The sequence below is a fragment of the Dechloromonas denitrificans genome (assembly GCF_020510665.1).
In the GTDB taxonomy this organism is placed as follows: domain Bacteria; phylum Pseudomonadota; class Gammaproteobacteria; order Burkholderiales; family Rhodocyclaceae; genus Azonexus; species Azonexus denitrificans_B.
Genome location: NZ_CP075187.1, coordinates 2,089,929 through 2,112,083 on the forward strand (window position 1 = coordinate 2,089,929; position 22,155 = coordinate 2,112,083).

At 57.4% G+C, this 22,155-nt stretch carries 20 protein-coding genes; 2 read left to right on the forward strand and 18 right to left on the reverse strand.

Going from position 1 to position 22,155, the window contains the following annotated elements; genetic code table 11:
* Positions 1–23: 23 nt before the first annotated feature.
* The 17 genes from KI614_RS09865 to KI614_RS09955 form a co-directional block, all read right to left on the reverse strand.
* Complete coding sequence (locus KI614_RS09865; RefSeq protein ID WP_226405219.1) at positions 24–596, reverse strand: chalcone isomerase family protein; 573 nt, start codon at positions 594–596, stop codon at positions 24–26.
* A complete protein-coding gene (locus KI614_RS09870; protein ID WP_226405221.1) occupies positions 593–1,108 on the reverse strand; it encodes a DUF4442 domain-containing protein in 516 nt (171 codons plus the stop codon). The genes KI614_RS09865 and KI614_RS09870 overlap by 4 nt, the downstream gene beginning before the upstream one ends.
* Before the next feature lie 56 nt (positions 1,109–1,164).
* Positions 1,165–2,364: an acetyl-CoA C-acyltransferase gene (locus tag KI614_RS09875; RefSeq protein WP_226405223.1), complete on the reverse strand. Its 1,200-nt coding sequence runs from the start codon at positions 2,362–2,364 to the stop codon at positions 1,165–1,167.
* Between the two features lie 20 nt (positions 2,365–2,384).
* The gene (locus KI614_RS09880) at positions 2,385–4,784 is read right to left on the reverse strand and encodes a 3-hydroxyacyl-CoA dehydrogenase/enoyl-CoA hydratase family protein (protein ID WP_226405225.1); all 2,400 of its coding nucleotides are present in this window, start codon (positions 4,782–4,784) and stop codon (positions 2,385–2,387) included.
* A 158-nt stretch (positions 4,785–4,942) separates the two neighbouring features.
* Positions 4,943–6,265 carry an OmpP1/FadL family transporter gene (locus KI614_RS09885; protein WP_226405227.1) on the reverse strand — a complete coding sequence of 441 codons (1,323 nt, stop codon included), beginning with the start codon at positions 6,263–6,265 and terminating at the stop codon, positions 4,943–4,945.
* Positions 6,266–6,401: 136 nt separating this feature from the next.
* On the reverse strand, positions 6,402–8,312 hold the full coding sequence (locus KI614_RS09890) for a 3-hydroxyacyl-CoA dehydrogenase NAD-binding domain-containing protein (protein ID WP_226409293.1): 1,911 nt from the start codon (positions 8,310–8,312) through the stop codon (positions 6,402–6,404).
* A 12-nt stretch (positions 8,313–8,324) separates the two neighbouring features.
* Complete coding sequence (locus KI614_RS09895; protein WP_226405229.1) at positions 8,325–9,269, reverse strand: DegV family protein; 945 nt, start codon at positions 9,267–9,269, stop codon at positions 8,325–8,327.
* Positions 9,270–9,271: 2 nt separating this feature from the next.
* A complete protein-coding gene (locus KI614_RS09900) occupies positions 9,272–10,558 on the reverse strand; it encodes an acetyl-CoA C-acetyltransferase (RefSeq protein WP_226405231.1) in 1,287 nt (428 codons plus the stop codon).
* A gap of 2 nt (positions 10,559–10,560) precedes the next feature.
* The gene (locus tag KI614_RS09905; RefSeq protein ID WP_226405245.1) at positions 10,561–12,915 is read right to left on the reverse strand and encodes an acyl-CoA dehydrogenase; all 2,355 of its coding nucleotides are present in this window, start codon (positions 12,913–12,915) and stop codon (positions 10,561–10,563) included.
* Positions 12,916–12,952: 37 nt separating this feature from the next.
* Positions 12,953–13,639, reverse strand: coding sequence for a TetR/AcrR family transcriptional regulator (locus KI614_RS09910; protein WP_226405258.1), 687 nt, complete (start codon positions 13,637–13,639; stop codon positions 12,953–12,955).
* Positions 13,640–13,715: 76 nt separating this feature from the next.
* Positions 13,716–16,703 (reverse strand): EAL domain-containing protein, encoded by a 2,988-nt coding sequence (locus tag KI614_RS16405; RefSeq protein ID WP_319002648.1) that lies wholly within the window; start codon positions 16,701–16,703, stop codon positions 13,716–13,718.
* Positions 16,704–16,768: 65 nt separating this feature from the next.
* A complete protein-coding gene (locus KI614_RS09930; RefSeq protein WP_226405260.1) occupies positions 16,769–17,341 on the reverse strand; it encodes a dihydrofolate reductase in 573 nt (190 codons plus the stop codon).
* The gene (locus tag KI614_RS09935) at positions 17,320–17,703 is read right to left on the reverse strand and encodes a dihydroneopterin aldolase (protein WP_226405263.1); all 384 of its coding nucleotides are present in this window, start codon (positions 17,701–17,703) and stop codon (positions 17,320–17,322) included. Before KI614_RS09935 ends, KI614_RS09930 begins: the two co-directional genes overlap by 22 nt.
* Before the next feature lie 118 nt (positions 17,704–17,821).
* The gene (locus KI614_RS09940; RefSeq protein WP_226405265.1) at positions 17,822–18,220 is read right to left on the reverse strand and encodes a hypothetical protein; all 399 of its coding nucleotides are present in this window, start codon (positions 18,218–18,220) and stop codon (positions 17,822–17,824) included.
* A 32-nt stretch (positions 18,221–18,252) separates the two neighbouring features.
* The gene (locus KI614_RS09945; RefSeq protein ID WP_226405267.1) at positions 18,253–18,444 is read right to left on the reverse strand and encodes a hypothetical protein; all 192 of its coding nucleotides are present in this window, start codon (positions 18,442–18,444) and stop codon (positions 18,253–18,255) included.
* 116 nt (positions 18,445–18,560) lie between these two features.
* Complete coding sequence (locus KI614_RS09950; protein WP_226405270.1) at positions 18,561–18,785, reverse strand: hypothetical protein; 225 nt, start codon at positions 18,783–18,785, stop codon at positions 18,561–18,563.
* A gap of 85 nt (positions 18,786–18,870) precedes the next feature.
* Positions 18,871–19,386, reverse strand: a complete 516-nt coding sequence (locus KI614_RS09955; protein WP_226405272.1) for a phasin family protein — start codon at positions 19,384–19,386, stop codon at positions 18,871–18,873.
* Between the two features lie 303 nt (positions 19,387–19,689).
* On the opposite strand from KI614_RS09955, the gene KI614_RS09960 reads away from it, so the two are divergent.
* A complete protein-coding gene (locus KI614_RS09960) occupies positions 19,690–20,295 on the forward strand; it encodes a cytochrome c oxidase subunit 3 family protein (protein ID WP_226405274.1) in 606 nt (201 codons plus the stop codon).
* A 2-nt stretch (positions 20,296–20,297) separates the two neighbouring features.
* Entirely contained in the window at positions 20,298–20,603 is a 306-nt protein-coding gene (locus KI614_RS09965; RefSeq protein ID WP_226405276.1) for a hypothetical protein, read from the forward strand.
* A gap of 44 nt (positions 20,604–20,647) precedes the next feature.
* Here KI614_RS09965 and KI614_RS09970 read toward each other — a convergent pair whose 3' ends face one another.
* On the reverse strand, positions 20,648–22,060 hold the full coding sequence (locus KI614_RS09970; RefSeq protein ID WP_226405278.1) for a PLP-dependent aminotransferase family protein: 1,413 nt from the start codon (positions 22,058–22,060) through the stop codon (positions 20,648–20,650).
* Positions 22,061–22,155 lie beyond the last annotated feature (95 nt).

Consider the following 22,155-nt stretch of genomic DNA (forward strand, 5'->3'; position numbering starts at 1 on the left):
TTGTCTCCTCCTTATTGTTTTGTTCAGCTACCGAGCAATGCTTTCTTCAGCGAGGCATCGACCGGATGATCGCCCAGCCAGACCTTGAGCAAGGCACGGGCAAACGGCACATTGGCCACCTTGCCGCGCACTTCGCCATTAAAGCTGACCGCCACACCCTCAGCCGTGAAATCGATGGCGACCGTATCGCCACTACGCGCATTGCCGATTTTCTTCATGATTTCGGCAAACTGATCGATGGCACTTTTGAGCGCCACCAAATCGGTCTCGCTGTTATTGTCCTTCAGACCGTCGCGCAATGCACCGTAGAGCGTATCCGAATCGATATCGCGCAACAGGCGCAGGCTCATCCGTCGAGCTCCCGGCGCATCAAGCAATCCAGCCGGCGAACCTGATTTCTGGGTGACATACAAGGCCCCGACATAAACCTTGATGAACACCTTGCTGCGCAAGCCAGCGCCATTCAGCACCAACTCGCTGTTACCGACCTTGATTTTTTCGTCGATCGTCACACCAGCCACCTCGGCCGCATGCAGGCCGGGAATGGCGAGCAAGGCGGCAGCAAGGGTTGCGACCCGTACGGAATGCGAAATCATGATTTGTCTCCTTCGGTGTTTTTCTGCCGGTAATAATTTTTGTCGGCGATGTAAACAGTTCGTTCAACCACGGTATGTACCGTGCCGTGCTCATCCTTGAGTTCGACGCGGTAAGTCCGGTCGAGTTCGGGATGCTGCTTGAGCAGGCGATGAATCTCGGCAATCTCCTCGGCCGGCATCGAAAAATCGGCATACAAGGTGGTGTAACCCGGCTTCCGGTAGGAAATACTGGCGGCCTTGTCCCAGACGATGTAACCATCGCCGAGCGCCGCCATCAGCATCATCGGATGCGCCCCGTCGGTAATTGCGAAGAGCGAACCACCGTAGAGCGAACCGACAATGTTGCGGGTTTTCCAGTTGAGCGACAGGCTGATCCGGATATGGCGAAGATCCTTCGCCACATGCACGACCCGCCCGCCGGTACCACGAAACGCCGGATGAAAATTGAAGCCGAGGCGCACCATGCGCGCCCGCCAGGAGGGCGAAAGTTTGGCCAGCCAGGCGGGTTTCATCGTTTTTCCTGTTGTTGCACGGTCGACCCTGGGGCCAGACTTTGTTTCATTGGTCGTCAGAGACGTTCGATAATGCCGGCCGCACCCATGCCGGTGCCGATGCACATGGTCACCATGCCGTACTTGCCACCGGTGCGACGCAAACCGTGCGTTGCCGTGGCGATACGAATGGCACCCGTCGCACCGAGCGGATGGCCGAGGGCGATGGCGCCACCGAGCGGATTCACCTTGTCCGGATTGATCCCCAGTTCGCGCATCACGGCAATCGACTGTGCCGCAAAGGCTTCGTTGAGTTCGATCCAGTCGAGGTCATCCTGCTTGATACCGACCTGGGCCAGCACCTTCGGAATCGCGGCAATCGGGCCGACCCCCATGATTTCCGGCGCCACGCCACCGACCGCATAACCGGCGAAGCGGGCGAGCGGCGTCAGGTTGTGTTCGCGCAGGATTTTCTCGGAAACCAGCATCACAGCACCGGCACCATCGGACATCTGCGAAGAATTACCCGCCGTCACCGAACCACGTGCATGGAAGACCGGTTTCAGCTTGCCGAGACGCTCCAGCGAAGCATCGGCACGCGGGCCTTCGTCGGTATCGACGACGCGTTCGCGCAGCTTGATGTTGCCGGACTTGAGGTCGGGCAGGCTTTCGCGAATCGTGTAAGGCGTGGTTTCAGCCTTGAAGTGGCCGGCGGCAATGGCGGCGCAGGCTTTCTGGTTCGACGCCAGGGCGAAAGCATCCTGCTCGTCGCGGCTGATTTTCCACTGCTGGGCGACCTTTTCCGCGGTCAACCCCATGCCGTAGGCGATTCCCAGGTTCTCTTCCTTGCTGAAGATGGCCGGGTTCATCGACATTTTGTTGCCCATGATCTGCGGCATCACCGACATCGACTCAGTACCGGCAGCGATCATCACATCGGCCAGGCCGAGGCGGATCTGGTTGGCGGCATCGGCCACCGCCTGCACCCCGGAGGAGCAGAAACGATTGATCGTGATCCCCGGCACGGTAATCGGCAGACCGGCCAGCAGCAGACCGATACGGGCGACGTTCATGCCCTGCTCGGCTTCCGGCATGGCGCAACCGACGATCACGTCGCCAATCAGCGCTGGATCAACACCCGGCACCTGGGCAACCACGGCGCGAATCACTTCAGCCAGCATGTCGTCCGGCCGTACGTTTTTGAACATGCCGTTACGCTTGGCGACCGGCAGACGGGTCGCAGCAACGATGTAGGCGTCTTGAATCTGTTTGCTCATGATATTTTTCCTTGGCCCGATTAGTTGCGCAGCGGCTTGCCGGTTTCCAGCATGTGCTTGATGCGTGCCTGGGTTTCCGGGGTTTTCAGAAGATCGACGAAAAGACGACGTTCGACAGTCAGCAGCCATTCCTCATCGACCAGGCTACCGGTTTCGACTTCGCCACCACACAGGGCAACAGCAGCCGAACGGGCGACCTTGTAGTCGTGGGCGGAAATCATGCCGCCTTCCTTCATGTTGACCAGCATCATCTCGAACGTGGCGATGCCGTTCTTGCCGGCAACCGGAACGGCGCGGGCCATCGGCGGCGGCGCATAACCGGCATCAGCCATGGCACGCGCTTCCTTGATCGCAACGCAAAGCAGTTCGTTGGCATTGAACAAAATGGTGTCTGAAGGTTTGGCAAAGCCGAAATCGACCACTTCAACCGCACTCTTGGCGACCTTGGCCATGGCAATGGTCATGAACACCGGCTGCAGGAAGTTGAAGACCTCACCCGGCGTACCCGACTGGGCAGCCCAGTCAGCAGCGCGGGCAGCGAATTCCTTGCAACCGCCACCGGCCGGAATCAGGCCGACACCGGCTTCGACCAGACCGACATAGCTTTCCAGCGCCATGACGCGCTTGGCGGCATGCATGACGAATTCACAGCCACCACCCAGCGCCAGCCCCTGAACCGCAGCGACGGTCGGCACTTGCGCATACTTCAGCGTCTGCGAAGCACGCTGGAATTTCTCGACGGTCTGCTCAAGCAGATCGAACTGGCCGGCGGCACAAGCTTCGCCAACTTGCTGCAGATTGGCCCCGACAGCAAACGGCGCTTCGTGCCAGACAACGACGCCATCCAGCGTCTGCTCAGCCTGACGCACGGCGGCAATCACACCATCGAGCACTTCATTGCCGATGGTGTGCATCTTGGACTTGATCGAAATGATGCCAATCTTGCGGTCGACCGCAGGCAGGCACCACAAACGCACGCCGTCGTTTTCGTACAGCGTTTCGCCAGACTTTTCCGGCGTTGCCGCATTTTCGCCAAGAACACGTTCCGGGAAATACTGGCGCTGATAGACCTGCAGCGACGAGCGCGGCACGTAAGCATTCTTGCGTGCTGAATAGGAACCTTCCGGTGCATGCACGCCGGTCCGGCCGCTTTCCAGCGCCCAAGCTGGCAACGCGACATTGCTCATGGCCTTGCCAGCCGCAACATCGGCGGCAACGGCCTGGGCAATATCCGCCCAACCCGCCGCCTGCCAGGTTTCGAACGGGCCTTGCGACCAACCGAAGCCCCAGCGCATGGCGAGATCGAGGTCACGCGCATTGTCGGCGACGTTTTCCAGCTGCACGGCGGCATAATGGAAGATGTCGCGGAAAATCGCCCAGAGGAATTGGGCTTGCGGATGCGCCGAAGCACGCAAGGCAGCAAATTTCTCGGCTGGATTGCGGATTTTGAGGATGGCACCGACTTCCTCAGCGATTTCGCCGGCCGACTTGCGGTAATCCTGCGCCGCCAGGTCGAGCACCTGGATTTCCTTGCCCTGCTTGCGGAAAATGCCGCAGCGGGTTTTCTGGCCGAGCGCGCCCTGCCCGATCAGCGCGGTCAACCACGCCGGAGAGGTGAAATAGGCGTGCCACGGATCGTTCGGCAGCGTGTCCTGCATGGTCTTGACGACGTGGGCCAGCGTATCCAGGCCAACCACGTCGGCGGTGCGATAGGTGGCGCTCTTCGGGCGGCCGATCTTCGGACCGGTCAGTGCATCGACTTCGTCGAAACCGAGGCCGAAAGCCTGGGTGTGGTGCATCACGGCGAGAATGGAGAAGACGCCGATGCGGTTGGCGACGAAGTTCGGCGTATCAAGCGCACGGATGACGCCCTTGCCGAGACGCGAGGTCAGCCAGGTTTCCAGCGCATCCAGCGTGCTGCCATCGGTGCTTTCGGTGCCGATGATTTCAACCAGATGCATGTAGCGCGGCGGATTGAAGAAATGGATGCCGCAGAAGCGCGGACGAACTGCTTCCGGCAGGCCCTGGGCCAGCGCATTCATCGACAGACCGGAGGTATTCGAAGCGATGATCGTATTAGCGCCGAGGTGCGGTGCAATCTTGGCGTAGAGATCGTTCTTCCAGTCCATGCGTTCGGCAATGGCTTCGATCACCAGATCGCACTCGGCGAGCAGCGGCAGATGTTCGTCGTAATTGGCGGCGTCGATGAACTTGAGCTTGCCCTTGCTCGCCAGCGGCGCCGGGTCCAGCTTCTTGAGGCCATCCAGGGCCTTCTTGACGATACCGTTCTTGTCTCCTTCTTTCGCCGGCAGGTCAAACAGCACGACGGGCACATTGGCGTTGGCAAGGTGCGCAGCGATCTGCGCCCCCATCACGCCCGCGCCCAGCACGGCGGCTTTCTTTACGATCAGCTTGTTCAAGCGATTCTCCTTTAGGTGTCTTTTATACGACTTCGTTTAAATAAAACGAACGTTTGAATTATAGATAACAGACTTCTGCGGTCAACTGGTTTTTCAGGTTTTTTCCAAAAAAAACCCCGGACCAGCCGGGGTATGAAGAGAGTGCAAAAGAAACTGTTTTAGAAAGCCATGGAGAACTGGGCACCCAGCAGAATGGCGCTGTCGGCATACGTTCCCTTGACCAGCCCGCGACCGTCCGTGCTCTGGTTATTATTGATTTCAGCATCCTTGAGGTAGAGGTAGGCACCACCCACATCGACGGCGGTCGTCTTGCTCGGCTTCCACTGAACACCGGCACTGAACCAGGTACGGTTGTTATCCGGCATGGAAACAAGGCGATGTTCGGCGCTCTTGACCGGGGTCTGGTCGTAGGCAATACCCATTTTCAGCTTCCAGGCATCATTCACCTTGTAGTTGGCACCAACGGCAAAGCGCCAGGTATCGCGGAAATTGGTATCCAGCGTCTGAGCGGTCTGGCCGTTCAACAGACCCGAGGTGCGAATGATGTCAACCTTGGGAATCGAGCTCCAGCCGGTCCAGGAAACATCGCCCAGCAGTTCCCACTGGTCGCTGGCCTTGTGGGTCAAGCTGAGAATGAAGGTATCCGGCAACTTGATCGATGCCTTGGTATCACTGGCGCGGCCGGCAGCAATCAAGCCGTTCGTGGTCGCGGTGGCAGCAGCAGTACCGTTGCTCGAAATCGAGACATCGCCCTTGGTTTCGTACTTGATCGCCGAGCGATAGGAAACACCCAGCTTGGTAGAAGGTGCCAGCGTAAACAAAGCACCGGCATTCCAGCCCCAGGCATCGTCGCTCAGGTTGAGCTTGACGGTCGAGCCGGCAGCACCGGCAGCACCGGCACCCAGATTGACAACCGCTGCAGCGCGAATGTATTCGGCTTCAATTTTTTGCCAGTTAAGACCGAAGCCCAGAGAAACTCGGTCGTTGGCGCGCCAGGCGATCGAAGGATTGATATTGAGTGTCTTGATATCGAAGCTCACCGACTGAGCCGCGCCAATCCACGGATTGTCATACTCGGTGCGAAGACCGAACGGTGCACCGATACCGAGACCGAGATAAATATCTTTGGTCAGCGCCCAGGAGCCGTACATGTTCGGCACAAAACCAAGGCCACCACCATTGCCACCGTCACCCGTACCATTCAACACACCGACGCTGGAGCCGCCATCGCTAAAATTGAAATTGGTCTTGACGAAAGTGCCACCGACCGAAATTTCACGATCCTGCAATTGCGTCATGCCTGCCGGGTTGTAGAAAACCGTGCTGGCATTTTCAGCAACGGCAGCCGAGCCGGCACCGGCATTACCGATACCACTGGCGCCTTGCTCGCCAAGCAACTGGAAACCGGCTGCACTTGCAGAACCGGCAAAAGCGAGAGCCATGAGCGCTGGAATCAGGCGAGGGGCGAATTTGTTGTGCATTGATTTGTCTCCTGTTTTGTTTATGTTTGGGAATGCATCCCGGAACTACTGTGGTGATTAAATCTCAAACAAGCGTTTGAAATGCTGTTTTATCTACATTTATTTCAAACGTATGTTGGGTAAAAACAACAAATTTTTACCTGGCTTGACGGAAATTGAGCGGACCACCGGTAAATGGTGCAAAGCCTGTGCCAAAAATTACCCCGGCATCCGCCAGTTCAGCATCGGCAACCACGCCATCGGCAACCAATTGCTCGGTTCGATCGATCAGCGGCTTGGCCAGGCGGGCCGCCAGACCGGGTGGCAGGCTTCCGGGCGCTGCCTTCTGCGCCTTGCCTTCCGTCCAACGATAGAAACCTTGCCCCGTTTTCTTGCCAAGCTGTCCCTGCTGAACACGCTCCAGCAAGCAACGCGGTGCCTCGGCCCCGCCCGCCAATTGCTGCCCGGCGGCCATGGCGATATCCAGCCCGACCGTATCAATCAGTTCAATCGGCCCCATCGGCATACCGAAAGCCAGCATGGCCTCATCAACCGTTTCGGGCGAAATTCCTTCGTCGACCGCGCGCATGGCTTCCAGCATGTAGGGGGCCAGCACCGCATTGACCAGGAAGCCAGGTTCACTGCGTACCGGCAAAGGCAACTTGTCGATCTGGCGAACAAAGGCACAAGCAGCCTGGACAACCGAATCATCAGCCCCTTGCGCAACAACAACCTCGACCAGCGGCATCATTGCCACCGGATTGAAGAAGTGGATACCGACCAGCCTTTCCGGCCGCTTCAGAGCAATGCGCAAGTCTTCCAGCTTGAGACTGGACGTATTGCTGGCCAGAATGGCACCGGGCTTCATGCGTGGCTCAATCACCTTGAACAAGGCATGCTTGGCCGCCACATTTTCGAAAATAGCCTCGATCACCACATCGGCATGCGCCACACCGTCACCGTTAACATCGGGAATCAGGCGGTCGAAGGCGGCACGCGCCTTGAGCGGGTCACGCAGACGGCGCGAGAAAAGCTTGTTTGCCCGCTGCAATGCCGGCCCCATGCGCTCCAGGCTCTGATCCTGCAAGGTCACGGTCATTCCGCGCAAGGCGCACCAGGCCGCAATATCACCGCCCATCACGCCGGCGCCGATGACATGGACGCGCTGCGCCTTGAAATCCGATGCCTTGCCGAAGCCCTTCAGCCGTTCCTGCAGGAAGAAAACCCGAACCAGATTACGCGCCGTCGGCGAACTGATGATGCGGTCGATGATGGCCGGCGAGGCCAGCGCATTGCCGTTGTGCTTGGCCCAGATATCGATAATGGCGTAAGGGGCTGGATAGTGTTCCGGACGAGCTTTCTTCGCCACCTGTTTGCGCGCACCGCTGGCCACGACGCCCTTGAGCGGGCCGTTGAGCAAGCGCTGCATGACCGGCAAGGCACGACGCGGCTGACCGGACAGCACCAGTTGGCGGGCGGCAGCATCCATGACACGCGGCGGCACACACTCGTCGGCCAGCCCCATCCGCTTGGCCCGCTTGGCATCAATCGTCTTACCGGTCAGCATCATGTCCATCGCCGCCGTCGGGCCAACACGCTGCGGCAAACGCAGCATACCCCCCCAGCCGGGGAAAATGCCGAGCATGACTTCGGGCAAACCCATCTTGGTTGCCGGTTCATCAACCGCCAGCAGATAGCGGCAAGCCAGCGCCAGTTCCAGGCCACCACCCAGACAATGACCGCGAATAATGGCCAGTGTCGGGTAGTTGACCGCAGCAAGGCGATTGAACAGGGTCCAGCCGCGCTCGACCAGCTCCCTGCCCTTTTCGGCAGTATCGAGCTGCGCGAACTCCTGGATGTCGGCACCGGCGATAAACCCCGCCTCTTTGCCGGAGCGGAAGATCAGCGCCTTGGGTGGCTGCTTCTCGAAGACGTCGAGTATCTTGCCCAGTTCGCCCATCACGGCGACCGACAGGGAATTGGCCGTTTCACCGGCCTTGTCGAGAATGGCGCTGGCGACGCCCTCGGCATCAAGCTCGACACGCCAGTGTTGAAGATTCAGATTCATCATGTGCTTTCTTTAATGCGTGGTGTGCCCGGAGGCAGCAAAGGCCAGCGACAAGGCGCCCGGACCGACATTGACCGCCGCTGTCTTGCTCATCGGCGAAACCAGGATCTCGACCCCGTTTTCAGCCGCACGGGCGGCCAGTGCGGCATAACCCGGCAGACGGCTGACAGCAGCGGGCGAACCGCCATAACTGATACAAATCCACGGCGCATCCAGGCCCGCCTCGATACGCTGTGCGGCCTTGGCAAAAAGCTGAGCAACACCGGTTTCGAAGCCCCGGACCTTGTCGACCGTGGAAGTCAGATCGCGATGGCAGTGCAGCACTGGTTTGACGTCCAGCCAGGAACCCAGCGTATAACTGCCCCAACTCAGGCTGGTATCGCCCTTCTTCGAGGCACGTTTGTAAATATGGAAAAGATCGGCCGGCACCAGATAGGTGTGCGTGTGTTCAACGCAATGCTTCAGGCGCGCCCCGATTTCGCTCGGCGTACCGCCCTGGCGGATCAGCCGGACAGCCTCGGCCACCGGCACGGCCTGCCCGGTGAACAGGTTGCGCGTCGAAATGACGGCCAGCCCGAAACGCTCAGGCACACCGGCTTGACGGCGGATTTCCTTGTATTTGGTCAAGATGGCGCGCGAAGCCTGCATTGCGTGATCAAAGATCGGGCTGCGTGTGCTGGTGATAGTCAGGCAGAAAACGTAATCGAAATCGAGTACCAGCCGTTCGAGAAAGAGCTTTTCGATCTGCTCGACCGAGTAGGGAATCGACTCGGCAAAATCCTCGCTTTTCCGGTCCAGATGGCTGGCGTAGAAAGTCTGGGTTTCCTGAGGATCGCGCCTGTCCTCGATAGTCAGTTCGCCAAAACGCAGCGTGATCGGCATCACGATGATGCCGTTCTCGGTCAGGAAGTCCTTCGGCAAATCACAGGCCGAATCGACAACGATGCCGATGCGCACGATCAGGCGTCCGCTTCGACCAGCATGGCGCCGCCCAGGCCGCCACCGATACAGATGGTTGCAATGCCGCGTTTCGCCTTCTGGCGACGCAGGACATGCAGCAAATGCAACACAATACGCGCGCCGGAGGCACCGACCGGATGGCCGATCGAAACGGCACCGCCATCGACATTCAGCTTGGCATCATCGACCTTGCCCAGCGCCGCCGGCAGATCAAGCTGCTCGCGGCAGTAATCATCGGAGGCCCAGGCGGCCTGACAGCCCAGCACTTGTGCGGCGAAGGCTTCGTTCAGTTCCCAGGCGTCGATATCGTTCAAGCTCAGACCATGACGCTGGAGCAGCGGCGTCGAGGCATGCACCGGGCCGAGGCCCATTTGTTCAGGCTCAAGACCGGACCACTGGCTATCGACAATGCGCCCGAGCGGTTTCAGGTTCCACTTCTTGACCGCCTCTTCCGAAGCCAGGATCAGCCAGGCGGCGCCATCGGTAATCTGCGAGCTGTTGGCTGCCGTGATGTTGCCGTACTTCTTGTCGAAGAAGGGCTTCAGCTTGGCCAGACCGGCCATGCTGGCATCGGCCCGCACGCCGTCATCCTCGGCATAAACCTTGCCGGCCCCATCGACCACCGGCACGATTTCGCCGAGATGACCGGCTTGCCGGCTGGCCATTGCCCGCTGGTGGCTACGCAGCGCAAATTCATCCATTTGCTGACGATTGATGCCGAAGCGCCAGGCGACGTTTTCAGCCGTCTGCCCCATCAGCAAGCCGACAACCGGATCGGTCAGGCCCTTCATCAGGCCGATCACCGGCGAAAGCAGCGCCCCCGGCTTGAGTTTCATGAAATGGCCGATTTTCTGGCCCATCGTGCGCATGCCCATCATGCCGGCAAACCAGCGGACCATCGTATCCGAGTACAGCAGCGGCGCGCGGGAAAGCGCATCGACGCCGCCGGCCAGCACCAGTTCGGCCCGGCCGCACTGAATATTGGCAATGGCGGAATCAATGGCCTGCATGCCGGAAGCGCAGTTGCGCATCACCGTCCAGCCCGGCACTTTCTTGCCGCAGCCGAGACGCAGGGCCACCATCCGGCCGATATTGGTTTCATCCGGCGACGGTGCAGCGCAGCCGAGAATGACTTCGTCAAGATCGCTCGGCAGGAAAGGCTGACGCAGCAACAAGGCACGCCCGGCCTGGGTCGCCAGGTCGGAGGCGGCAAACGCCCCCGGCCCTTTCTGCGCTTTCAAAAACGGCGTCCGGGCGCCGTCGACCACGTAAATAGTATTACCCATGATCAAGCGGCCATCCGGTCTTGAGCCGGTTTGTTGGCGGTTGCCACGTTGTAATCGAAGGGGAAATCATCGACATGAACCACAATGTCGCGCAGGTGGTTGCGACGCCGCATGACCTCAAACTCGGCGGCGCTGATCACGCCATATTCGAAGGCAACGATGGCGATGTCACGCACATTGGCCAGCGGGTTGTTCTCGAAACGGCCATCCTTTTCGGCGGCGCGGATCTTGGCTTCAATCGCTTCAGCTTCGAGCGTCGCATTCAGGGCCAGTTCGATGGCGCCAACCGGCTCGCTTTCAACCATCGGCACGAAACATTCGGCAGTCAGGCGGTCACGGGTGGCAGACGGCGAAATCAGGACCTTGGCGACCTGATGGCCAACTTCGTCGGATGGCACAACGTACGGATGGCCCCACGGGAAGATCGAACGATGCAGGAAAGCGGCAATGAAGCGAATCGGGAAGTTGGCGATGACACCATCGAAGGCCTGTTGCGCCTTGTACATCGCATCCCAGATCGCCCAGTGGGCGAGCGGTGCATCTTCGGCCTTGCGACCTTCTTCCTCGTAGCGCTTGAGGGTGCAGGAAATCAGGTACATCTGCGACAGGATGTCGCCGAGACGGGCCGATAGTTTTTCACGACGCTTGACGCTACCGCCGAGCACCAGCAAGGAGATGTCCGACATGAAGGCAAAGGCCGTCGAGAAACGGGTCATCTGCTGGTAGTAACGCTTCATTTCAGGGGCCGTATCGACGTTGACCGAGACAAAGTGCGAACCGGTCATGCCCAGCCACAGCGCCCGCAGGCCATTGCGAATGGTGAAACCAACGTGCGACCACAGCGCCTTGTCGAAATCGACCAGGCCTTTTTTGACGTCAGGATTCTGCGCCGCCTGCATTTCGGCCAGCAAATACGGATGGCAGCGAATGGCGCCCTGTCCGAAGATGATCAGCGAACGGGTCAGGATGTTGGCGCCTTCGACGGTGATGCCGATCGGCACCTGCTGATAGGCACGGCCGAGGAAATTCGATGGGCCAAGACAGATGCCCTTGCCGCCGACGATATCCATACCATCGTTGACGACCTGACGAGCGCGCTCGGTAACGTGGTACTTGGCAATCGCGGACACCACCGATGGCTTTTCGCCGAGGTCGACCGCACCGGCTGTCATCTTGCGCACCGCATCCATCATGTAGGTGTAGGCACCAATGCGAGTCAAACCTTCCTCGACGCCTTCGAACTTGCCGACCGCCATCTTGAACTGGCTACGCACACGGGCATAGGCACCGACGGCACGCGCCGTCATCTGCGCCATACCGGTATTGGACGACGGCAGCGAAATCGAACGCCCGGCGGCCAGACACTCCATCAGCATGCGCCAGCCCTGCCCGGCCATCTTCGGCCCGCCGATGATGAATTCGAGCGGCATGAAGACTTCCTTGCCACGCGTCGGACCATTCATGAACATGGCGTTGAGCGGGAAGTGACGACGCCCGGTGTCGACGCCCGGATGATCGTAAGGCACCAGCGCACAGGTAATGCCGATATGCTTCTTGTTGCCGAGCAAGCCGTCCGGATCATAGAGATGGAAGGCCAGACCGAAGACCGTACACACCGGTGCCAGCGTGATGTAACGCTTGTCCCAGTTAACCCGCATGCCGAGCACTTCCTTGCCCTGATACATACCCTTGCAAACCACGCCGGCATCCGGAATCGAAGCGGCATCGGAACCAGCCCACGGGCTGGTCAGCGCGAAGGCTGGTACTTCAATGCCCTTGGCCAGACGCGGCAGATAGTGATTCTTTTGTTCTTCGGTACCGTAGTGCAGCAACAGTTCAGCCGGGCCGAGCGAGTTCGGCACCATGACCGAAACCGACAGTGCCGAAGAGCGGGTCGACAGCTTGGTGACGACCTGTGAGTGGGCATAGGCCGAGAATTCGAGGCCGCCGTATTTCTTCGGGATGATCATGCCGAGGAAACCCTTGTCCTTGATATAGCGCCAGGTCTCGTTGGACAGATCGTAGAGTTCGTGCGTCACCTTCCAGTCATCGACCAGGCGGCAGGCTTCTTCAACTTCGTTGTCCATGAAGGACTGTTCTTCGGCCGTCAGCTTGGGCTGCGGATAGGCGTGCAGCTTTTTCCAGTCCGGCTTGCCACGGAACAACTCCCCTTCCCACCAGACCGTACCGGCTTCCAGCGCGTCGCGCTCGGTATCCGACATCTGCGGCAGCACCTTGCGATAGGTGGAAAAAAGGGGCCGGCTGATCAGCGCCCGGCGTAATGGCCGAACGATGATCAGCCCGGCCAAAGCCGCCAGGGCGACTAAACCCAGCAGAGGGATGAGGTTGTTGAACATGTGCTGTCTCCTTTAAGGTCTTTTTGGTTTTGGTCGATTATTTGCTGTCGACCGCAGCATCAGAGAATTGAGGCAAGGCAGCGCGCAAGCCACCAAGCAGGAAGGACATCAGGCGCGGAACAAGACGGTCAAGGCGATCGGTCGAGTCTTCATCCTCGATCTGCCAGTCGGTCACCAGACGCAGCGCATCGGTCCCGGCAATGGCGTAAGAGGTCGCGCCGAGCATGAAGTGAAAGCGCCAGACAATTTCCGCCTTGGGCACATCCGGCAAGGCAATGAACAGGGCTTCCTTGTAACGATCAACCACTTCGGCATACTCGTGCGCCAGAAAGGTCCGTATGAATTCGGAGGGGTCAGTCAGCGTACGGCCCAGCAGGCGCAAAAAAGTAATGCCGCCGCGCTCTTCGTCATCGGCCATGCGCAGCAAGGTGCCAAAAAACCCATCGACAATTTGCGAAGGCTTGAGCGGCTTGCCGGCCGCTTCTTTTTCGAGTGCATTCAGAACACGCATGCGCTCTTCATTCAACCAGTTGAGACGCCGGCGAAACACCTCCTGCATCAACGACTCTTTGGAGCCAAAATGGTAGTTGACCGCAGCAAGGTTAACGCCGGCTCCGCCGGTAATCTGGCGCATCGACGTCCCTTCGTAGCCATGCGCCATGAAAAGATGCTCTGCCGCATCGAGGATGCGTTCGCGGGTATCGACAGTTCGGGCTTCAGCCATGGGGGTCACCTATGATTCATACGTTCGTTTGAATCATAGGAAAAACATCTGGCTAACGCAAGCGATTTTTTAACAATCAGCTATTTCGTTGCTTGATGAAAGCGATCACATCCTCGGCCGGAACCGGCCGGCTGAACAGGAAGCCCTGTACCAAATCGCAATCCTGGCTGCGCAGGTAATCAAACTGGGCTTGCGTTTCGACACCTTCGGCCACGAGCTTCAAGCCAAGGCTGTGCGTCAGCCCTATCGTGGCATTGCAGATTGCCGCCCCATCCCCATCCTGCCCAATTTCCTCGACAAAGGAGCGATCCAGCTTGATATGGTCAATCGGGAACATGCGCAAATAGCTGAGCGAGGAATAGCCCGTCCCGAAGTCATCGATCGCCAGGGAAATACCCATGTCGTGCAGCAAATCGAGGATACGAACCGTTTCTGCCGGATGCTGCATGGCAACGGATTCGGTAATTTCGAAAACCAGGTCGGCCGGATTGATTTCGAGCGCTTCGATGGCTCCCTTGGCCAGAACGGGCAGATTGCCGTTACGCATCTGGATGGCGGAAATATTGACCCCCATTTTGACATTGCGGATACCGGCCTGCGTGAATGCAGCCAGCTGGCGACAAGCTTCCCAGAATACCCATTCACCCAATGGCTGGATCAAACCGGTTTCCTCGGCAATGCCGATGAATTTTCCAGGTGGAGTCAAACCGTGTTCTGGATGTTGCCAGCGAACAAGCGCCTCGACACCGGCAACGCGGCCGCTGCGCACATCGATCAATGGCTGGAAGTGCAGGCAGAATTCATTGCGCGTCAGCGCCAGTCGCAAGCTGTGTTCGGTTTTCAGCCGTTCGACCGCCGCGTCGTTCATCTTCGGATCAAAAAACTGGAAGTTGTTACGTCCCGCAGTTTTGGCGTGATACATCGCTGCATCGGCATTTTTCATCAGCACTTCGCCATCGTCGCCATCCGTCGGGAAGATGGCAATGCCGACACTCGGCGTGGTGTAGAGATCGTGGCCCTCGATCACATAAGGATCGCCGACGCTACGCACCAGTTTCTCGGCTACACCAGCCACGGAGGTCGTATGTTCGATACCGGAAAGCATGATGACGAATTCGTCCCCCCCCAGCCGAGCCACGACATCGCTGTCCCGAACGCCACGGCTCAAGCGGGCCGCAACTTCAATCAGCAACAAATCGCCAACGTGATGCCCCAGGGTATCGTTGATCAGCTTGAACCGATCGAGGTCGATGAACAGCAAGGCCACCCTTCCGCCTTCCCGGCGAGCGGCGGCCAGCGCCTGATCAAGCCGGCCCTTGAGACTGAAGCGGTTGAGCAAACCGGTCAGGACATCGTGATGGGCAATGTGGTGCAGCTTGGCTTCTGCCGCCCGCTCGCTCGATACATCGGTAAAGTGAGCAACGTGGTAGCGCACCTCGCCCGCATCGTCACGTATCAGCGAAAGAGACATCCATTTGGGGTAAATACCGCCATCCTTGCGCCTATCCCAGATCTCGCCCTGCCAGAAACCGGTTGCCAGCACCGTATCCCACATTTCCTGATACTGCGCACTCGTTGTCCGACCAGCCGAGAGAAAACTGGGATTCCGGCCCAGTGCATCCTCGGGCAAATATCCGGTTAACCGCGTAAACGCGGGGTTGACCGTGACAATCCGATTATCACGGTCAGTGATCAGGATTGCCTCGCCACTGAACTGAAAGGCAGTTGCCAGCAGTTGCATCTGCGCTTCCATCTGGTGCTGGCTGGTAATGTCCTGCGAGGTTCCCATGACGCGCAACGGCTTGCCATCGGCGCCATAGATTGCCTCACTGTGTCCCAGAATGTATTTGATCCGCCCATCCGGCATCAGCAGACGATATTTCAGCGCCAGCGGCTCACGGCGAGCAATCGCATCATTTAGCGCCTTATCGACCACGCTCCGCTCTTCAGGATGAACTCTAGCAAGGAAAGCCTCATACCTCGCCCCCGTTGCCGGCGGTTCTATTTCATAAATCTGGAAAAGTTCGTCGGAACAGGTCACCAGACCAGTAGGCAATTCGACTTCCCAACTGCCGACCCGGGCGATTCGTTGCGCCGCACTGAGCTGATCGCGGTTTTGCCGCAAGGCCTCGGCTGCCAGCACCTCACGCGCCTGGGCACGAAACAACCAGACAAGTACAAGCCCCAGGCAGCCGAATAAAATCCCTCCAAGCCCACCCACCAGATAAGCACGCTGCTGCCATGCAGCCATGACATCGCTTTCAGCCAGCCCGGCCAGTACATAAAACGGATATTTATCGAGCGTACGATAAGCGTAAATGCGCTTCACACCATCGGCCTGCGAGTTGAATTCAAGCACGCCTTGGCGCTCGCCATTGACCAAGGCCAGATAAACCGGGTGCTTCTCCCCCAGCGAGCGGTTGATTTCAGCTGGCGCCGGTGGCTGGCGAACAATCAGGCTATGGTCTTCAAGCCGACGTATCGCCAAAGCGCCTGATACGCCAAGATGTACCGAGCGGAATAAACGGCCAAAGAAGTCTAGTTCGACCGCTGCGCTGACAACCCCTAAAAAACGACCGTCCGGCGCGGTGATCGGTCGGGCAGCAATCAGGACATCCCGTCCGGTGATCCTCGACTTGAGCACCTCGGAAAAGACGATGCCGGCTGCCGGGGTATTCCGCAAAGTACGAAAATAAGAACGGTCCTTCAGGTTTGTGTACTCTCCGCCCCCGGTGAGATAGAGAACATTACCATCCGCATCGAGGATACGGAAACCGGCCAGTTCATCGAAGGATTGCTTGTGGCGCGCCATGTCAGCCTCAAGCATCTGCCTGAAACGTGGCGCGGCCTTGATATCGAGCGCCTCTCGTGGAACTTTTGCAATCAGGGAGTCAAGATTGGCATCGACCCGGCGCAAGGTTGCATCAAAACGAGATTCAAATAATTCCGCGTGCCCCAGCGCCATGACTCGGGCCTCGCTCCAGATCTCATGGTATGCCGACCAGAGAACATAACCCAGCAGCACGAAACCGCTCAATGCAAGCGCGGCAAGTGCGAGCCACAACTGGTGTCCAGGCTGGGATTTTTTTTGCGGCACGTCTCGCATCGCCCGATATCTTTATAGTTTTGTTAAGCAGATTCTGATTTAGCCTCTGCCGAATTGCAATCTTGAATCACCGGAATGCGAGGTTTTTGCTGCTCATACTGGAGAAAACGACAAACAACATCGGTATTGCTCTTTCTTTCCCGATAAGTTCGGGCAAGATCGCTGACAAGCACCCAATCTTCAAGTGGAATGCTCTCAGGGAAAAGCATATCGCCATCAAACGGCCGGTCGATACGCGTCAGATAGAAACGCTGGCAGTAAGGCCAGGCCGCAGCGTAAACCGAGGCACCCCCAATCACGAAAACCGGCTTTCCTGTGGCTACCGCGGTCAACAAGCCTTCTTCGACGGAATTGACACGCGTACAACCAGGCCGCAAACGGAGATTGGTTTGTCGTGTCACGATGAACGAGTCTTCCGGGACAACATCCATCGACTCATAGGTCAAACGACCAATAACCAGCGCGGCCCCGGCTACCATCCGCTCGAAAAAAGCAAGCTCCTCCGGAATATCCCAGGGCAGCCACCCATCCAGACCCAGCATGCCGTTGCTGGCCACGGCGGCAATGGCAGAAATCATGGCCGCATCTTCGCCCATTGCTCCCGTGTCATCGAGAGAGAAATGGCCGGCGTCCCCTGACCGTTGTAAACATGCGGTTTGTGCATTGAAATGAAGGCCGACGTAACAATCGCGATCGAGAAAATCGCATCCATTACCTCAAGGATGCTCGACTCAAGGCATTCGCAATGAGCATTTTCTTCAAGCCGGCGAATGGCAAGAAAAATAACCTCATAATCGACAACCTGCTGGATATCGTGCGGATTCGCAACGGCATCAATCGGAGCCCAGGCATCGGCGTGAACGACAACCGCCTGCGGGCCGTGCTTTTCAAGCGGATTGCAGCCCGTCCGCAATTGAATTGTGGCATCGACAGATGCACACCAGTGATTGGCTAACACGTACAAACTCCTTTAATTCGCCCGACCATCGAGAGCCAACCGAAGATACCAGAGGCATCGCTTTCGGTAAAAACAAAATGGCGCACCAGGCGCCATTTCAAATGCAGGGGAAATCTGTCTATGCCGTCACATTGACCAATGTTCCAGTCGTCTGACCCGATGAATTGACGACAGGGGCTGGACTTTGTCCTCCGGCTTCAGCGGTATCCGTCGGCGTAGAAGCAAGCTGGTTGCGCAATGCACTCAAACCACCCTGAACTTCGCCAAGGGATTTCAACGATGCCAATCCCTGCCGTGCATCGCTGGCCTGCCCTTGGGCCTGGTCGGACTCAACCTTGATGTTGCGCGCCTTGTCCTCCGCCAGATCGGCCACAGACTGCGCATCACGGGCCTTATCCTGCAGCGAGCGGGCCTTATGCTCTGCCTGGTCTGCATTGCGCTGGGCCTGCTGTTGCTGAAGCTGGGCCCAGACAACACTGCCAAGCGACTGCATACCGGAAGTAGCCGTAACTGACATGTCCCTAAAGGCTCGAGTTAGCCCCCTCCAAATCAGGCAGTGACGTTAATGACACTACCTGTTTTCTGCCCTTCGGCATTGGTGACCGCCTTGGGTGCTTCTTCCTTGCGCTCGACCCGCTCCTCTTGTCGCGGCTCACGACGCTCAGCCTGTTGTACCTGCTGAGACTGACTGGTGGCACCCGTATAAGCACTGATATTGGAAGTTACCGATTTGATGTCCATAAATCCTCCTGAGCAAACGCTTCTAATCTGACTTTACACCATCCGTTCAGATCTTCCAGCAGAATTTATCCGGGGCAGAAGCAATCAGGCATGCACGGATACAAGCACCGAATCAGCTAGCCCTGCGTCTTCTCAAGCACGGCCAGAAGCTTCAGCGCCCGCTCCCGATTTTTTGCAATCGCGGCAGCCTTTTCTTCAACACCGGCACTTTCAGCCAGCGATGCCTGCACCAGCAGTTGATGCGGAGTCAATCCGCCCATTGCAGCCTCAAGCATGCGGTCGACCTGTGCATCAAGATCTTCTTCAGGCAAAACTGATCCGGTTTCTGTCGGATGATTCATCTATTTAATCTTTTTATTGCTTGCGCCATGAAAAAAGCCCCGCAAGTTTCGCGGGGCCCTGCTATTCGGGGAACCCGAGAATTTCTTACTTGGTTTTCTTGGTCACGGCAGCGATGTTTGCCTGAGCAGCATCGGCAAATTGCTTGGCCATCGAATTCATGTTGCCAAAAGCAGAGTTGGCAGCAGCAATGGCGTTCTGGATGGCAGCAACGGCGCTTTCGGAACCAGCCGGAGCCGACTTGGAAGCCAGCTCAACCATGCCAGCCACGGACTTCTGGAAGTCACCGAACTGAGCTTCAACCATCTTGGCCAGTTCTTGCTGGGTTTGTTGCGTAATTTCATAAACCGAACGCGAATAGGCAACAGCCTTTTCAACAGCCGGTTGAGCCAGCGAAGACTGGACAGCCAGGGCTTCTTTCGGATCCTTGGCGCTGAGAACCGACTTAACGCCGGATGCAGCATCTTCCAGCGTAGCGCGAGCGGCGTTCAGATTCAGGGCAGCAATACGCTCGGCAGAAGCCAGGGCGGTATTGGCAACAGACAGCAGGGAGTCAACGGTAGCCTTGTTGGCAGCAGCGAATTGTTCGGTATTGATCGACATGAATAGTCTCCAGAAAGAGGATTGGTTTAGTTCGGTGATAAGTATAAACCATATTCCGAACAAATTGTGCACTGCAGCAATTAATCTGAAAATACTGGTCTGGTGACGGGACAAACCTCTGATTCAACCCGAGATCAGGAGGATTCGCGCATCCTTGATTGGCTTTATCTCGCATTCTGGTCGGCAACGACTGCACCAGGCAAGGTGCGACAAAAGCTGTACCTATTGCAAACAATCCTCTCTGTATCTGTTCCTTATTTTGCCCAGGGATGAAAATCAGTGGATCAACTGAGGCAAAGCAATATGACAACCATGGCAATGGCAGCAAGTGACGATCTTTCCGGTGCAGAACATAAAGGACGCATTCCCGGCAACAAGGGGATCTGGGTTGGCATTACCTGTGAATTCGTCGAATTCGTCGTCTTGTTTGTCGTCTACTTCGTCGCACGCGCCCACTTTCCTGAATCGTTCGAACAAGGTGCCGAGAAGCTCTCACGGCTTTCAGGGACAGTCATCACGCTACTGATGGTGACCAGCAGTTTCTTCATCGCCTGCTCGGTAGCCAGCATGCGGGCCGGTCATCAACGACGCTCTCTTTATTGGTTAGTCGCTGGGCTCGTCATGGCGCTGGGCTATCCAATCGCAAAATACTTCGAAATTCAATGGAATCTCGCCCATGGCATCAATGGTGAATCCGGCATTTTCTTTACGGTTTATTACTACCTGACGTTCAATCATCTGGTCCACGCCACCTGGGGCATTCTTGGCATCTTGTGGGTACTCGCCCGTCATTTGGCGGGAGGATACTCAACGGACGATTACGCAGGCCTTGAGGCACTCGCCTGCTATTGGCACGCCACCGACATCATTTGGCTTGTCATCTTTCCATTCTTCTACGTACTCGCCTGAAAATGACTACCAAGCAAACCCCTTCTTCGTCCATCACGCCCCTGTTTTATGCCTGGTCCGCCCTGGTTGGGCTGACATTGCTCAGTCCTTTTCTCGGACAATGGCTGCATGGTGCCGCCTGGCTGCAACTTCTGGTCGCTGCCATCATTGGCGTGAAAGGCTGGTTAATTGCACATCACTTCATTGAGACCGAACTGGCTCATCCGTTCATCCGGCGAGTCATGGGAGCATTCATCGCGTTCACGCCTATCGCACTCTTGCTGACGATATTTTGGGGACGCCAGTTCGCAAGCTGGGCAACACTTTGATGCTTGAAATCAGGCAAGACTTGCCCGCCCTTCTCCGACAAAGCTCAGAGTTGAGCTGAAATCAGTCGCCCTAATGTAGCAATTGCAGCCTGCTGCTGCACGGAGTCGGGGTAGCCGTAATTGAGGCGAATGCAGTTGGCGAACTCGCGCTTGGCAGAAAAAATCGGGCCAGGCGCAATGCTGATCCCTTGATCCAGAGCCATCTTGTGCAATTTCAATGCATCGACTTGATCGGGCAACCCAACCCACATGAAATATCCACCGGTTGGCCGGGCCAGTTTGCTTTCGGAAGGGAAATAACGCTCGACTGCATCCATCAGGACTGACTCCTGAACCGCCAATTGCTGCCGCAAGCGACGTAAGTGGTGATCATAGCCACCGTTTTTCAGGAAATCGGCAATTGCGATCTGTACAGGAATCGTCGTCGCCAACGTTGTCGACAGCTTCAAACGAACGATTTTTTCAGCGTAACGCCCTGCCGCCACCCAGCCGATCCGGTAACCGGGTGCCAGGCATTTTGAAAAGGACGAAACATGCATGACATGGTCGGTCCTGGCCTCTGATTTGCTGCATAAAGGCGCTTGTGAGCCAAAGTACAACTCGCCGTAAACATCATCCTCGATGAGCGGCACATCGTACCGGGCGAGCAGATCGATCAGGTATTTCTTTCGCGCATCGGAAACCAGACTGCCGGTTGGATTTGCGAAATTAAGCATCAACAAACAGGCTTTGATCGGGTAGCGACGCAAGGCATCCTCCAAAGCCTCCAGACTGATGCCCTCACGCGGGTGCGAGGGAATTTCGATCACTTTCAGGCCCAGGCGCTCGCTGGCCTGCAAGCCGGCATAAAAAGTAGGTGACTCGATGGCGATCAGGTCGCCCGGCGACGTTGCTGCCTGCAGGCAGAGATTCAGCCCCTCCATGGCACCGGACGTGATAACGATTTCATCCGTTGGCACGACAGCACCACGCGACAAATAACGCAGCACGATCTGACGACGTAATTCCTCATTTCCGGGCGGCAAGTCGGTCACCGTGGAAATCGGATCAAATTTGCGTGCAGCCTGCCCCAGGAAACGGCCTAATTTATCCAGCGGAAACAAATAGGGACTCGGAAAACTGGAGCCAAGCGGAACAACGGAAGGATTCTTCACGCTGTTCAATATCTGGAAAATAAAATCACTCACCTGCAACTCGGTCGAGTTGCTTACCGGGTGACTCATTTCAGGTTCGTGCAGACGCTGCCCAAGACGGGCGCGGACAAAATAGCCGGACTTCGGTCGCGCCTCAATCAGGCCGCGACTTTCCAGCAAATAATAAGCCTGCGTGACAGTGACAGGGCTGACATTGCGCGATTTGCAGACCTGGCGAACCGAAGGCAGGCGATCACCGGCAATCAATACGCCATCGCTGATCAGTTTTTCTGTTTCAAATGCGAGACTTTGATAAAGGCCCATCGGCTCACTCAAGGAAAACAATGTGCAGCGGCTCTCTGCAGGATATGTAGCGAATCAGGCGAGCATAGTGACACACGCCGACATATCTTTCCCTC

Bases quoted from the DNA above. Each gene is read 5' to 3' on its own strand.
- KI614_RS09865 (WP_226405219.1), bottom strand. From the start codon at position 596: ATGATTTCGCATTCCGTACGGGTCGCAACCCTTGCTGCCGCCTTGCTC.
- KI614_RS09870 (WP_226405221.1), bottom strand. From the start codon at position 1,108: ATGAAACCCGCCTGGCTGGCCAAACTTTCGCCCTCCTGGCGGGCGCGC.
- KI614_RS09875 (WP_226405223.1), bottom strand. From the start codon at position 2,364: ATGAGCAAACAGATTCAAGACGCCTACATCGTTGCTGCGACCCGTCTG.
- KI614_RS09885 (WP_226405227.1), bottom strand. From the start codon at position 6,265: ATGCACAACAAATTCGCCCCTCGCCTGATTCCAGCGCTCATGGCTCTC.
- KI614_RS09890 (WP_226409293.1), bottom strand. From the start codon at position 8,312: ATGAATCTGAATCTTCAACACTGGCGTGTCGAGCTTGATGCCGAGGGC.
- KI614_RS09900 (WP_226405231.1), bottom strand. From the start codon at position 10,558: ATGGGTAATACTATTTACGTGGTCGACGGCGCCCGGACGCCGTTTTTG.
- KI614_RS09905 (WP_226405245.1), bottom strand. From the start codon at position 12,915: ATGTTCAACAACCTCATCCCTCTGCTGGGTTTAGTCGCCCTGGCGGCT.
- KI614_RS09910 (WP_226405258.1), bottom strand. From the start codon at position 13,639: ATGGCTGAAGCCCGAACTGTCGATACCCGCGAACGCATCCTCGATGCG.
- KI614_RS09930 (WP_226405260.1), bottom strand. From the start codon at position 17,341: ATGGGCGAAGATGCGGCCATGATTTCTGCCATTGCCGCCGTGGCCAGC.
- KI614_RS09940 (WP_226405265.1), bottom strand. From the start codon at position 18,220: ATGTCAGTTACGGCTACTTCCGGTATGCAGTCGCTTGGCAGTGTTGTC.
- KI614_RS09945 (WP_226405267.1), bottom strand. From the start codon at position 18,444: ATGGACATCAAATCGGTAACTTCCAATATCAGTGCTTATACGGGTGCC.
- KI614_RS09950 (WP_226405270.1), bottom strand. From the start codon at position 18,785: ATGAATCATCCGACAGAAACCGGATCAGTTTTGCCTGAAGAAGATCTT.
- KI614_RS09955 (WP_226405272.1), bottom strand. From the start codon at position 19,386: ATGTCGATCAATACCGAACAATTCGCTGCTGCCAACAAGGCTACCGTT.
- KI614_RS09960 (WP_226405274.1), top strand. From the start codon at position 19,690: ATGACAACCATGGCAATGGCAGCAAGTGACGATCTTTCCGGTGCAGAA.
- KI614_RS09965 (WP_226405276.1), top strand. From the start codon at position 20,298: ATGACTACCAAGCAAACCCCTTCTTCGTCCATCACGCCCCTGTTTTAT.
- KI614_RS09970 (WP_226405278.1), bottom strand. From the start codon at position 22,060: ATGGGCCTTTATCAAAGTCTCGCATTTGAAACAGAAAAACTGATCAGC.